Below are 12,254 nucleotides of genomic sequence, written 5' to 3' on the forward strand. Positions count from 1 at the left end.
CCACCACAGAATCGCGAGGCCCGCCCATGTCGCAGACGCAGAATGACCGCAAAGCCGATCGTCCCTGGCTGATCCGGACCTATGCCGGACACTCCACCGCCGAGGCCTCCAACGCGCTGTACCGCTCGAACCTGGCCAAGGGCCAGACCGGCCTGTCCGTCGCCTTCGACCTGCCGACCCAGACTGGCTATGACAGTGATCACGTCCTGGCGCGCGGCGAGGTGGGCAAGGTCGGTGTGCCGGTCAGCCACCTGGGCGACATGCGTACTCTCTTCGACCAGATCCCGCTGGAGCAGATGAATACCTCGATGACGATCAACGCGACCGCGCCCTGGCTGTTGTCGCTTTATATTGCCGTGGCCGAGGAACAGGGCGCTGACATCAGCAAGCTGCAAGGCACGGTACAAAACGATCTGATCAAGGAATACCTGTCGCGCGGTACCTATATCTGTCCGCCGAAACCCAGCCTCAAGATGATCGCGGATGTGGCTGAATACTGCTACACCAACGTGCCCAAGTGGAACCCGATGAACGTCTGCTCCTACCACCTGCAAGAGGCGGGCGCGACGCCCGAGCAGGAGCTGGCCTTTGCGCTTGCCACCGCGCAGGCGGTTCTGGACGAGCTGCGCCCGCGCATCGCACCCGAGGATTTCCCGGCGCTGGTGGGGCGGATCTCGTTCTTTGTGAACGCAGGCATCCGGTTCGTGACGGAGATGTGCAAGATGCGCGCCTTTGTCGATCTCTGGGACGAGGTCTGCGAAAAGCGCTATGGCGTCGACAACCCGAAATTCCGCCGCTTCCGCTATGGTGTGCAGGTCAACTCCCTCGGCCTGACCGAGCAGCAGCCGGAAAACAACGTCTACCGTATCCTGATCGAAATGCTGGCGGTGACGCTTTCGAAAAAGGCGCGCGCCCGCGCCGTGCAGCTGCCCGCCTGGAACGAGGCGCTGGGTCTCCCGCGCCCCTGGGATCAGCAATGGTCGATGCGCATGCAGCAGATCCTGGCCTATGAGACCGACCTTCTGGAATACGAGGACCTTTTCGACGGCAACCCGGCGGTAGACCGCAAGGTCGAGGAATTGAAGGACGGCGCCCGTGCCGAGCTGGCCAACCTCGATTCCATGGGCGGCGCCGTTGCCTCGATTGAATACATGAAATCGCGTCTGGTGGATTCCAACGCCGAACGCCTGAACCGGATCGAGCGCAACGAGACCGTCGTGGTCGGCGTCAACCGCTGGACCGAGGGCGAGCCCTCGCCGCTGCAGACCGAAGATGGCGGCATCATGGTCGTCGATCCTGCCGTAGAGCAGCAGCAGATCGCCCGCCTCAACACCTGGCGCGCCGAACGCGACAATGCCGCCGTAGAGCAGGCGCTGGCCGCGCTGCGTCAGGCGGCCAAGGACGGCAGCAACATCATGGAACCCTCCATCGCGGCAGCCAAGGCAGGCGTCACCACCGGTGAATGGGCCGAGGAAATGCGCAAGGCCTATGGCACCTATCGCGGCCCGACCGGTGTCTCCGGCTCCCCCTCGAACAAGACCGAGGGTCTTGAGGACCTGCGCGATGCCGTCAACGCGGTCAGCGACCAGCTGGGACGGCGGCTCAAGTTCGTGGTCGGCAAACCCGGCCTTGATGGTCACTCCAACGGCGCCGAGCAGATCGCCTTCCGCGCCCGCGACTGCGGCATGGACATCACCTATGACGGTATCCGCATGACGCCGCAGGAACTGGTGGCTCAGGCTCAGAAGGACGACGCCCATGTGATCGGCCTGTCGATCCTGTCCGGCAGCCACCTGCCGCTGGTCGAGGACATGATGCAGCTGCTGCGCGATGCCGGGCTGGATCACATTCCGGTGGTTGTCGGCGGTATTATTCCCGATGACGATGCCGAACGGTTGAAAAAAATGGGAGTGGCGCGGGTCTATACGCCAAAAGACTTCGAGCTAAATTCAATTATGAGCGACATTGTCGACCTCGCAAAACCACCCGCGATTGCATCTTAATGGGTTGATCACGATTTTTTTCCCAAAATGGGGAAAATTCCGCTAATATTTCCGGGTCAATATCGTCATATAGGGCCGCACGAAAAATTGGGTGTGGCCCTAACGATCCGGAGTATCACAATGAGCATTGATCTTTCTTCCATGTCGCGCAGCGAACTTGTTGAGCTGAAATCTCAAATTGATGCGGCAATTAAATCGGCAGAAATCCGCGAACGTCAGGAAGCCCTGAAAGCCGCCGAAGCCGCTGCTGCCAAATACGGTTTTGCTCTGGAAGAGATTACCGGTGGCAACCAGCGTGGCGGCGGTAAAAAACAAAAAGCGGCCGCCAAATACCGCAATCCGAACAATCCCGAAGAAACCTGGAGCGGCCGTGGCCGTAAACCGCACTGGGTGCATGCTGCCCTGACCGCCGGAATGGATATCTCGGATCTGGAAATCTGATCCTGACCGGACTGGAGAAACGCAGTGACAATCCATATTGGCGCCAAAAATGGCGAGATTGCCGAAACGGTTCTGATGCCCGGCGATCCTTATCGCGCAAAATGGGCGGCAGAAACCTTTTTACAGGACGCCCGTCTGGTAAATGACGTCCGGGGCATGCTGGGATTTACCGGCAGCTGGAACGGCAATCCGGTGACAATTCAGGGGAGCGGCATGGGAATGCCATCGCTTTCCATTTACGCAAATGAGCTGATCCGGGATTTTGGCGCCAAAACCCTGATCCGTATCGGCTCCTGCGGTGGCATGCAGAAAACGGTTGGACTGAGAGATGTCATCCTCGCGATGACGGCCACCACTGCCGGATCCCCATCAGGCACGATCTTCAAAGAGGTCAATTTCGCCCCTTGCGCTGACTGGTCGCTGCTGCAGGCCGCTGCGCGGGCCGCCGAGGCGCGTGATGTCACCACCCACGTGGGCGGGATTTATTCTTCGGATACCTTCTATGACGAACGGCCCGACCTCAATGAACAGATGGTGCGTCACGGCATTCTGGGCGTCGAGATGGAAGCCGCCGAGCTCTACACCCTCGCGGCGCGCTATGGCTGCCGGGCGCTGGCGGTGCTGACGGTGTCGGACCATCTGCAAACCGGCGAAGCGCTGCCCTCGGATCAGCGCGAGCGCAGCTTTGGCGATATGGTTGAAATCGCGCTGGAAGCCGCCTTCGCCTGAGACTGGCGTGGTCACGATCTCTAAGGAACATAAGAAAGGCAGCGGATCGCCTCCGCTGCCTTTCTTATGTGCTTGCGTCAGGCGATGGCGCAGCGCGCGGCACGCGCGCTGCCGGGCCCAAGGCTTTTGCGGCCCCCCGGCAGGGCTGCAAAGAGGCGCGGGAGAGCCCGCTTTAGCGGCCGTGACTGCGGTCGTAGCCATTCACCGGCGGGCTGCTCCATCCCTCCAGCGCGCCCGCAGCAGGGGCAAAGACCTCTACCAGCAACGGATGGCACGCAGCGGTATCGCTGGAATGCTCGGAGGAGCAATCCCCGCCGGGGCAGGCGCTGAGCGCCCCCAGCAGGTCTATCTCGGCAAAGAATTCCAGATAATCTCCGGGGCGCACCGGGCTGGCCTTCATGAAATACTGCCCGGTGTCGCGGGTGAAGCCGGTGCACATGAAAACGTTCAGCACGTCATGCACATGCGGTTCCGCCTCCACAAGGCTCACCCCGAGATGATCGGCCAGCGCCCGGGTCAGGTTGGAGTGGCAGCAATGGTGGTACTGGCTGCCCGCCAGCAGATTGCCCGTATAGGGATCACAGCGGGTGCCGATCACATCGTGCACCGATCCGCCATAGGCATCCATGCCGTACCACTCCAGCGTATCCTCGGTGATGGTGGCCATTGGGCGCAGATACGGGAAACTGGTCCACATGCGCTCCCCGCTGGTCAGGTGGGTGCCATGCAGGGCGCGGCTCTTGCCGGAATAGAAACGCTCGGACAGGTCATTGCGGTTCCACAGGTTGAGATCCCCCACCTGCGGCCCCTCGACCGAGGAGATGCGGAAGAAATGCCCGGCGGGCACTTCGAAACAAGCCGCATCGCGGGCCGGAACCAGCACCTCGCCGGTCTTCTCCGCGCCCTCGCGCGCCGCCCGGTAGAGCGGTAGATCCGGCACCGGCAGTGTTTCATTGGGATAGCAGATGACCGGTTTGACGGCCTTGCGGGCCTCGGCGTCTGCCGGGGCGGGATGATGGGTATGGGTCATGGTCGCAAGGGCTCCTCGTGTCTGGGTACCGTGTCTCCTCTTCCATTGCGCGCAGGACAGGCCTCGCCCGTGGTGGGGGCAAAGCCCCCGCCTTGGGGGCGGGCGGGGGCTGTCCGGCCTAAGGCCGAACAAGCGGTCGATCTGCGACGATGGGCGCGGTGTCCGGTTGTCGTTCTCTGCATTCAAAAAACCAAAGGCGTCCGGGTACAAGCCCCGAACGCCCTTGCGACCTTCAAATTTCCCTGATCATGGCCCGCACCGGGGTCAGATCACCACCACATCCAGCGGCGGGAAGCCATTGAACCCGACCGAGGCATAGGTCGAGGTATAGGCACCACAAGCATGGATCACCACGCGATCCCCAGCCTTGAGGCCAAGCGGCAGCTGGTAGGGCTGCTTTTCATAAAGCACATCCGCGCTGTCGCAGGAGGGCCCCGCCAGAACGCAAGGCCCAGTGCTCTCATGATCGCGGTCAGAGGTGATGCGATAGCGGATCGCCTCATCCATGGTTTCCGCCAGCCCCGAGAACTTGCCGATATCCAGATAGACCCAGCGGTGCAGATCTTCGTCGTGTTTTTTCGACACCAGCAGCACCTCGGCCACAATGGCGCCTGCCTCGGCCACCAGACCGCGGCCCGGCTCGGCCATCACCTCGGACGCATCAGGGAAACGTGCATCAACCTGCGCCATCACCGCGCGGGCATAGTCACTCGGCCCCATCACGGTATTGACGTAAGACGCCGGAAAACCGCCACCGATGTTCAGAAGGCGCATGGAATGGCCTGCATCTTTTGCGGCCTGCCAGACAGCGTGGACCTGATCGAGAGTTGCACCCCACATCATCGGGTCACGTGTCTGCGAGCCGACATGGAAGGACAGGCCATCGGCCACGAGGCCCAGCGTGCGCGCACGATCCATCAGCGCCAGCGCCATATCCGGGGTGCAGCCGAACTTGCGGCTGAGAGGCCAGTCCGCGCCGGTCGCATCCACCAGAAGACGCACACAGACATGGGCGCCGGGGGCGTGTTCGGCCAGTTTCTCCAGCTCCTCCACCGCATCGACAGCGAAATGGCGGATGCCAATGCCATGGGCAAAGGCGATGTCAGCCGGGCGTTTGATGGTGTTGCCAAAGGTGATCTGATGCGGCGCGGCACCGGCGGCCAGGCACATCTCGATCTCGGCGCGGCTGGCCGCATCGAAGTTGGAACCCGAGCGCACGAGGCGGCGCAGCAGGGCTGCCTCGGGGTTGGCCTTGACCGCATAGTGGATGCGCGCCCGGCCCAGACCATTTGCCAGCGCCTGATACTGGCGCGACACGGCGGCGCCGTCGATCACAAGGGTAGGACGTGCGAAAGCGGTGTTCGCGATATACTCGATGTGGCGTGCTGCAGGTACGACTTCACATTCGCGGGCGATTTGCCCGGTGACGTTTGCGTTCATGGTCATCTCCAAAAGACCCGGCCATCTATGACCGCTCACTTCAATCAGAGACGTTACCGTCGCTACGTAACCCTAGGGCTTTGAGCCCTTTCGACAGAGGCGCGTGCGTTGGCGTCTTAAGCGCGCATATCGGGCAAACCTTTGAGTCGTTCAAGTGGTTTTCTGCACGAGGCTGCGGATTTTTTCAGCGCCCCGAAAGCTGCACTGAATCGGCAACGCCCGGCCCTACCCTAGGGGTGCAACCCTCGCATCAGAAACACGCCAACTGCCGCGTGTCCCGCGCCGCGTATCGCGCGGCGCTCCGCCCAAGGGCGAAAGGCAGCCTCTGGCTGCCGTGTCGTGCGCGGGAGATCCCCCGGCGCCCCGATCAGCGCCCTCCCCTGCCCTGTCTTGCCGGGTTCAGGCATTGGCGCGGCGCCGCGTCACCCGGCTGCACCGCTCCGCAAAAGGTGCAGCGCCACTGGCCCTTGCTGCGCTCTGCGCGCCAGCGGCAGTTGCGGGTCAGCGAAGACGTGTTATGGCGCCAAATGAAATAGGCAAAGACACCGGCGAGAAGGATCAGCAGAAGAATGGGCATACGCGCTGTCTAGCGCCCTCCTGCAAGCCTATCAATCCGGCCTCAGCCAAGGTGCCCGGGTCAGGCTGCCTCGTAGTAAGGCGCGTAGGCGGCAACCGGCTGCTCTTCACGCGGCTGCGGCAGGGCAGCGGGGGTGAAATAGGCCCATGCCTGCTCCAGATCCTTGAGCGCTGCGGCGGCTTTGTCTTCGATGAGTTTGGCGGTCTGTGCGACGGTATTTTCCATGGAAACATGTCCTTGTGTTCAGGCTGCTTCCTCCCTTGGCCAGAACATATGCAAGGAACGCAGGCGTGAGCAGGTCGCTTTTGAGCAAAGTCGCCATGCAGAAATGACAAACCTTTGACCCAAGAAGACCTGGCGCAGCGGCAGCTCTGCCGCCCCACAAACGAGCCATCGTTGAACAGCCCGCACATCATCCGATCAGCAGATGCCCGGCCAGCCCAAGCGCAAAGCCTGCCACGGCCCCCAGCGACGGCGCCGAACTGCCCGCCTCATGCACTTTCGGAGCAATGTCCTGAAACAGCAGATACAGGATCCCGCCCGAGGCAAAGACCATGATCACGTCCAGGATATGCGACTGCTGTTCCAGCCAGATCAGCCCCACTGCGGCACACAGCGGGCCAAGGGCTGCCAGGCCAACAAACAGCAGCAGCGCGTGCCAGGCTGGACTGTCGCAACGCCAGATATCGCGGAATGCGGCAAAGCCTTCGGGCACGTTCTGCAAAAAGATCATCAGCGCCAGCAACAGCGCGGTGCCGTCCTCCGCACTCAGCATGGCGCCAAGGGCCAGCGCCTCAGGCAGGAAATCCAGCAGCATGGCAAACAGCAGCGCCAGGCTGCCCTGCCCCCGGGACATGCCCTTGTCGATCCAGTAGAACGCGAGCCCGCCTGCCCCCAGCCAGAACAGGGCCTCCATCGGCGTCAGCATTCTTGTTCCCTCGGGGATAAGCACCAGCGCTACCGCGCTCAGCAGGGCGCCACCGCCAAAGGAGGTAACCCAGGACAGCACCGCTTTTTGAAGCTCTGCATCGCGGATGTTCTCGATCCACGCCAGCACACCACCAATCGGCAGCGCCAAGCCGGCAAAACCAGCCAAAACAAGGGCAGAGATGAAAGGATCCATGCCGGTGACTTAGACAGGTTTGGCAAAGCGCGGCAAGGAGGCGCGGCGCCCCCAGCCCAAAAGAAACCGCCGCGACGAGGGACTCGTCGCGGCGGATCAGATTTCAAAACCGTTATTGGGATCAGACGGCGCGTTCGACCATCATCTGCTTGATATGAGCAATCGCCTTGGCGGGGTTCAGGCCCTTCGGGCAGGTCTTGGCGCAGTTCATGATGCTGTGGCAGCGGTAAAGCTTGAAGGGATCTTCCAGCTGATCCAGACGCTCGCCGGTGGCTTCATCGCGGCTGTCGATGATCCAGCGGTAGGCGTGCAGCAGCGCCGCCGGGCCGAGGTAGCGATCACCGTTCCACCAGTAGCTCGGGCAGGAGGTGGAGCAGGAGGCACACATCACGCATTCATAAAGACCGTCGAGCTTCTTGCGGTCCTCGATGGACTGTTTCCACTCCTTGGCGGGGCGGTTGGTCTTGGTTTCCAGCCAGGGCATGATCGAGGCATGCTGCGCATAGAAATGCGTCAGATCGGGGATAAGGTCCTTCACCACCGGCATATGCGGCAGCGGGTAGATCTTCACGTCGCCCTTCACCTCATCCAGGCCATAGATACAGGCCAGGGTGTTGATCCCGTCGATGTTCATCGCGCAGGAGCCACAGATGCCTTCGCGGCAGGAGCGGCGGAAGGTCAGCGTCGGATCGATCTCGTTCTTGATCTTGATCAGCGCGTCCAGAACCATGGGACCGCATTTGTCCATGTCCAGGAAATAGGTGTCGACCTGCGGGTTCTTGCCGTCATCCGGGTTCCAGCGATAGATCTGGAACTTGCGGACATTGGTTGCGCCTTCAGGCTTGGGCCACGTCTTACCCGTGGTGATCTTGGAGTTTTTCGGAAGTGCGAATTCGACCATAGATCTGTCTCCTTGCTTAGCCGCCCATCGTCAGGGACCAAAGCGGTGCCTGCAGACAGGAGATCGGATGAACCGGCGCGGGGCGACCCTGCCGGAAAGCGAGTGTTGCGCCCAAAAGGGCGTCAGCGTTGTTATCTGCGGGGGCCATCATGCCAGCCCTCCGTTTGCCATTGGCGCCTTGGCCGCTATGCCGGACAGCACGGCAGCATCTGCGGGGAACAGGCGCGACAGCCGGTCGGTCAGCGCGGTATCACGCGCCGCAAGGTGCAGCACCGCCTGATATTCCGCATCCCCGGCCATCTGACGCCAGCGTTGATCGGTTTGCAGGTCTTCGGCGCTCTGCGCCTCTTTCTGGAAAGAGGAGCCACCGCCATAGCGCTGCACGGTGCCAAGGGTATTGTCGCGGGTCTCAAGACCCAACTCACCCAGCAACGCGGCGCGATAGGCCGCGTCACCGCACCAGCGATCATAAGAGATGCAGCTGATCGCCAGATCGCGGGCCTGTTCGACCAGTCCCAGCAGCCGGGTATAGGTGTCCATGGCGCGCAGCAGGATCGCGTTGCGCCGCACCAGGCTGTAACCGGAATTGCCCTGCATTTTTTTCAAAAGCGAGGCGGACCAGTTGAGGAAACTGCGATAGATCACCACGTTCCGCGTCAAGAGCCCCTCATCAAAGGGACCAGAGACCTGCCGCTCACCAGTGAATTCTGCCGGAGAGGTATCCTCGTACGACATCACCAGAAGCGCGCCATTGCCTGCCGTGCCCGCAACCGAAGCCATATCACGCAGCGCCTTGTGCTGGGGCGCGTGGGCACCATCCACTTCGATCCCGCGAAAGGACCGGAACGGATCGCTGCCCGGCTTGCAATTGTTGAGGAACACCGACCGTCCGCCCGGTGCATTGCGTTGCATCCACCCCACGATGGCGTGGTTGCCCGAGCGGCGCATGCCGAACAGGCGCAGGGCAACGCCGGGGATAATCCCCAACTGCTGCCATGCAGAGACCGGTTGCGATGCGACAGAGGCCATCAGATGCCCCTCCCGTCACAGGCAATATCACAGGCCCGCATAGCCCCGCATGCAGGCAGGCGCCCTCCCGGAAGGGGACGCGCTGCATGAAGCAAGGGATATGCGACCAGAGGCATTGGGTGCTCTGCCTCAGAAGGTCCGCGCTTTGGGCGCGATCCGCTTGAGGCTGATGCCGCCCTCGGCTTCGGTGCTGAGCGGATCCACGACCACGGGACGATAGCTGAGATCGACCGAATTGCCCTCGACGCGGGCAACCGAGTGGACGCGCCAGTTTTCGTCGTCACGGGTGGTGAAATCCTCATGCGCGTGGGCGCCGCGGCTTTCCTTGCGGGCCTCTGCGCCAACAATGGTGGCCAGCGCGTTCGGCATCAGGTTGGTCAGCTCCAGCGTTTCCATCAGGTCAGAGTTCCAGACCAGCGAGCGGTCGGTAACCTTGAGGTCCCCGAGTTTCGCAGCGATGGCAGTCATCTTCTCAACGCCTTCGGCCATGGTTTCCGAGGTACGGAACACAGCCGCATCGGATTGCATGGTGCGCTGCATTTCCAGACGCAGATCCGCGGTCGGGATGCCGCCACTCGCGTTGCGCAGCCCGTCGAAGCGATCAAAGGCCTTGTCGATCTGGGACTGGTTCAGCACCGGGTTCGGCGCGTCTGCATCCACCACTTTGCCGGCGCGGATCGCAGCGGCGCGACCGAACACGACGAGGTCGATCAGCGAGTTGGAGCCAAGACGGTTGGCACCGTGCACCGAGGCACAGCCCGCTTCGCCAACAGCCATCAGACCCGGCACCACGGCGGTGGGATCTTCGGCGGTGGGGTTCAGCACTTCACCCCAGTAGTTGGTCGGAATGCCGCCCATGTTGTAGTGCACCGTCGGCAGAACCGGGATCGGCTCCTTGGTGACATCGACACCGGCAAAGATCTTGGCGCTTTCCGAGATGCCCGGCAGACGTTCGGCCAGGGCTTCGGGCGGCAGGTGCGACAGGTTCAGGTGAATGTGATCACCATGTTCGCCCACACCGCGGCCTTCGCGGATCTCCATGGTCATGGAGCGGGAGACATAGTCGCGCGGGGCAAGGTCCTTGTACTGGGGCGCGTAACGCTCCATGAACCGTTCGCCTTCGGAGTTGGTGAGGTAACCCCCTTCGCCGCGCGCGCCTTCGGTGATCAGGCAGCCGGAGCCATAGATGCCGGTCGGGTGGAACTGCACGAACTCCATGTCCTGCAGCGGCAGACCCGCACGGGCCACCATGCCGCCACCGTCGCCGGTGCAGGTGTGGGCCGAGGTGGCGCTGAAGTAGGCACGACCATAACCGCCGGTGGCCAGCACGACCATCTTGGCGTTGAAGACATGCATGGTGCCGTCATCGAGTTTCCAGCAAACAACGCCCTGGCACTGCCCGTCTTCGGACATGATCAGGTCGATGGCGAAATACTCGATGTAGAACTCAGCGTTGTTCTTGAGGCTCTGACCATAAAGCGTGTGCAGGATGGCGTGACCGGTCCGGTCAGCCGCGGCACAGGTCCGCTGCACGGCGGGGCCTTCGCCGAATTCGGTGGTGTGACCACCGAACGGACGCTGGTAGATCTTGCCTTCTTCGGTACGCGAGAAGGGCACGCCATAGTGTTCCAGCTCGTAAACCGCCTTGGGCGCTTCGCGGGCAAGGTATTCCATCGCGTCGGTGTCACCCAGCCAGTCCGAGCCCTTGACGGTGTCATACATGTGCCACTGCCAGTGGTCCGGGCCCATGTTCGACAGGGAGGCGGCGATACCGCCCTGCGCCGCAACCGTGTGGGAGCGGGTCGGGAAAACCTTGGTTACACAGGCCGTGCGCAGCCCCTGTTCGGCCATGCCGAGAGTCGCGCGCAGACCGGCGCCGCCGGCACCCACCACGACCACGTCATAGTCATGTGTTTCGTATTCGTAAGCAGCCATTGGGAACCTCGGGGATTAAAGGGCCAGACGGACGAGGGCGTAAACCCCGGTCACGGCGACGGCGTAGGACAGGCAGGTCATCAGGATGATCGCCAGGCGGCCCTTGAAGCCGTGGACGTAATCCTCAAGCATGATCTGCGCACCCGATTTAAAGTGCATCATGCCAACCCAGATGGTCAGCGCGGCGATGATCGCCGGGAAGGGACGCGCGTAATAGGCGGTGATCTCTTCATAGGATCCGCCCAGCGCGCAGCCGAAGGTGAAGATGAACAGCGGCACCAGGATCAGCAGCGCGACCGAGCTGACCTGCATCGACCAGTGATGCTCGGTTCCGGATTTCGCGGCGCCCATGCCAATGGCGCGCTTGCGGTCTGTAAGATATCGCATAGCTTTCTCTCTCCCTTGGCGTCAGACGATGATCAGGGTGATGGCGGTCAGGACGACCGACCCGATGACGACAACCCAGCCCAGTTTCTGCGCGGGTTCCAGATCCATCATCTTGCCGTTGTCCCAGAGCAGGTGACGCACACCGGCCAGCAGGTGATACCACATGCCCAGGACCGACAGGCTGAGGACCAGATCGCCGAACCAGCTGGTCAGCACTCCGTTGGCGATTGCGAAATATTCAGCAGAGGTCGCCGCAGCGAGGAACCACCAGACAACCAGCAATGCGGTCACGATCAGGGCGTTGCCTGTGATCCGCGTGAGGATCGAGGTGACAGAGGTGATCTGCGGGCGGTAAATCGACAGATGCGGCGAAAGCGGGCGATTGCCCCGATTTACATCGGCCATGTTGGCTCCTTTCCGGTTAGCTGCTCACGTTTTAGCGGATTTTTGCGCGCTGTCACGCAAACGAGTGGTAAAAATCGGGTCATATTTGTACTGCATCGCAGAAAAGCCGGATTTTGTGATCACGCGGGTCAGATAAGTGATCACAAATCTTGGTTTCCCAAAAATTGCGCAGAATCACGGCTGCGGCGCTTCGGCTCCGCCTGGCCGACGATATATCCGTATTTCGATGTCAGAAGTGTAGAGCCCCCGCACCG

At 61.9% G+C, this 12,254-nt stretch carries 13 protein-coding genes; 3 read left to right on the forward strand and 10 right to left on the reverse strand.

Features of this window, described 5'->3' with window-relative positions; translation table 11 throughout:
* The first annotated feature begins 26 nt into the window (after positions 1 to 26).
* The 3 genes from AC5SSZ_RS18765 (at position 27) to deoD (ending at position 3,173) form a co-directional block, all read left to right on the forward strand.
* The gene (locus AC5SSZ_RS18765; RefSeq protein ID WP_495439371.1) at positions 27 to 2,003 is read left to right on the forward strand and encodes a methylmalonyl-CoA mutase family protein; all 1,977 of its coding nucleotides are present in this window, start codon (positions 27 to 29) and stop codon (positions 2,001 to 2,003) included.
* 120 nt (positions 2,004 to 2,123) lie between these two features.
* Positions 2,124 to 2,444, forward strand: coding sequence for an H-NS histone family protein (locus AC5SSZ_RS18770; RefSeq protein WP_065272529.1), 321 nt, complete (start codon positions 2,124 to 2,126; stop codon positions 2,442 to 2,444).
* Positions 2,445 to 2,468: 24 nt separating this feature from the next.
* A complete protein-coding gene (deoD, locus tag AC5SSZ_RS18775) occupies positions 2,469 to 3,173 on the forward strand; it encodes a purine-nucleoside phosphorylase (protein ID WP_495439373.1) in 705 nt (234 codons plus the stop codon).
* A gap of 172 nt (positions 3,174 to 3,345) precedes the next feature.
* Here the strand turns inward: deoD and AC5SSZ_RS18780 are convergent, their stop codons facing one another.
* From AC5SSZ_RS18780 to sdhC, 10 genes are all read right to left on the reverse strand, one after another.
* A complete protein-coding gene (locus tag AC5SSZ_RS18780) occupies positions 3,346 to 4,203 on the reverse strand; it encodes an urea carboxylase-associated family protein (protein ID WP_065272527.1) in 858 nt (285 codons plus the stop codon).
* A 264-nt stretch (positions 4,204 to 4,467) separates the two neighbouring features.
* Positions 4,468 to 5,649: a type III PLP-dependent enzyme gene (locus AC5SSZ_RS18785; RefSeq protein WP_495439376.1), complete on the reverse strand. Its 1,182-nt coding sequence runs from the start codon at positions 5,647 to 5,649 to the stop codon at positions 4,468 to 4,470.
* 361 nt (positions 5,650 to 6,010) lie between these two features.
* Positions 6,011 to 6,220 (reverse strand): hypothetical protein, encoded by a 210-nt coding sequence (locus AC5SSZ_RS18790; RefSeq protein ID WP_065272525.1) that lies wholly within the window; start codon positions 6,218 to 6,220, stop codon positions 6,011 to 6,013.
* 60 nt (positions 6,221 to 6,280) lie between these two features.
* Positions 6,281 to 6,445, reverse strand: a complete 165-nt coding sequence (locus AC5SSZ_RS18795) for a hypothetical protein (RefSeq protein ID WP_156767923.1) — start codon at positions 6,443 to 6,445, stop codon at positions 6,281 to 6,283.
* Between the two features lie 187 nt (positions 6,446 to 6,632).
* Entirely contained in the window at positions 6,633 to 7,343 is a 711-nt protein-coding gene (locus AC5SSZ_RS18800) for a ZIP family metal transporter (protein WP_495439379.1), read from the reverse strand.
* 121 nt (positions 7,344 to 7,464) lie between these two features.
* Positions 7,465 to 8,244 carry a succinate dehydrogenase iron-sulfur subunit gene (locus AC5SSZ_RS18805; protein WP_065272523.1) on the reverse strand — a complete coding sequence of 260 codons (780 nt, stop codon included), beginning with the start codon at positions 8,242 to 8,244 and terminating at the stop codon, positions 7,465 to 7,467.
* Positions 8,245 to 8,391: 147 nt separating this feature from the next.
* Complete coding sequence (locus AC5SSZ_RS18810) at positions 8,392 to 9,273, reverse strand: hypothetical protein (RefSeq protein ID WP_495439381.1); 882 nt, start codon at positions 9,271 to 9,273, stop codon at positions 8,392 to 8,394.
* Between the two features lie 129 nt (positions 9,274 to 9,402).
* Positions 9,403 to 11,208 carry a succinate dehydrogenase flavoprotein subunit gene (gene sdhA, locus AC5SSZ_RS18815; RefSeq protein ID WP_065272521.1) on the reverse strand — a complete coding sequence of 602 codons (1,806 nt, stop codon included), beginning with the start codon at positions 11,206 to 11,208 and terminating at the stop codon, positions 9,403 to 9,405.
* 15 nt (positions 11,209 to 11,223) lie between these two features.
* Positions 11,224 to 11,595 (reverse strand): succinate dehydrogenase, hydrophobic membrane anchor protein, encoded by a 372-nt coding sequence (gene sdhD, locus AC5SSZ_RS18820; protein ID WP_065272520.1) that lies wholly within the window; start codon positions 11,593 to 11,595, stop codon positions 11,224 to 11,226.
* A gap of 21 nt (positions 11,596 to 11,616) precedes the next feature.
* Positions 11,617 to 12,000, reverse strand: coding sequence for a succinate dehydrogenase, cytochrome b556 subunit (sdhC, locus tag AC5SSZ_RS18825; RefSeq protein WP_065272519.1), 384 nt, complete (start codon positions 11,998 to 12,000; stop codon positions 11,617 to 11,619).
* Positions 12,001 to 12,254: the final 254 nt, after the last annotated feature.

It is taken from the genome of Phaeobacter sp. CC-HEC084, from assembly GCF_059429255.1.